At 45.1% G+C, this 596-nt stretch carries 2 protein-coding genes; both read right to left on the reverse strand.

All coding sequences use genetic code 11. The features are described 5' to 3' along the window. Positions 1 to 301, reverse strand: a 301-nt coding sequence (locus ACYVTD_RS15600; RefSeq protein WP_461248614.1) for a hypothetical protein, incomplete at its 3' end; no start/stop codon positions are given. Beyond that, on the reverse strand, positions 298 to 519 hold the full coding sequence (locus ACYVTD_RS15605) for a helix-turn-helix transcriptional regulator (RefSeq protein WP_461248615.1): 222 nt from the start codon (positions 517 to 519) through the stop codon (positions 298 to 300). The genes ACYVTD_RS15605 and ACYVTD_RS15600, both read right to left, overlap by 4 nt. Between the last annotated feature and the right edge of the window lie 77 nt (positions 520 to 596).

Consider the following 596-nt stretch of genomic DNA (forward strand, 5'->3'; position numbering starts at 1 on the left):
ATCCTAGCTTTAGCCTTGAGCCGTTCGGGAAGTTGAAGCACCTATCGCGCTCGATGTATTTTGCGACCCTGCCGATTTCTTCCAATAACTTCAGCGTGTGGTTCTCTCGTAGCTCGGCCAGCGTTCTGCGGAGCAATAATATGTTGAGATTTTGGTATTTCATCGCGAGGAGAATGAATTTGCGCCTCATCGCCCATGATTTCCCGCCGCCTCTCGCGCCGCCGTATGCCGTATGCCTTGCTTTGGATAGAAAGAATTTAATCTGTTTTTCGTTTGGAGAGCCGTCGAGTTTTAATGTCATTTTTTCTTAATTTTGAATACCTTTTCATAAGGTACTCGAAAAATATCAAGCAGGACGTTAACTTCCCTCGTGTTGAAAAGGAGCTCTCCCCTCTCTTTTCGCGAATAAGTGGAAGGAGATAAGAAAAGAAAATCCGCCACTTCCTCCTGCGTTAGCCCACGAATGATTCTAAGCGCGGCGAGTGGTCGTACTGGGGGTAAGTATTCTTGTCTTGTCATATACGTCCTCCTTGAGTGCCTTAATCATATTACATTTTCGGCTCCCAGTCAATGGTTTTTGCATATAAGATATAGAT

The sequence above is a fragment of the Treponema sp. R6D11 genome, from assembly GCF_054786075.1.

Bases quoted from the DNA above. Each gene is read 5' to 3' on its own strand.
- ACYVTD_RS15605 (WP_461248615.1), bottom strand. From the start codon at position 519: ATGACAAGACAAGAATACTTACCCCCAGTACGACCACTCGCCGCGCTT.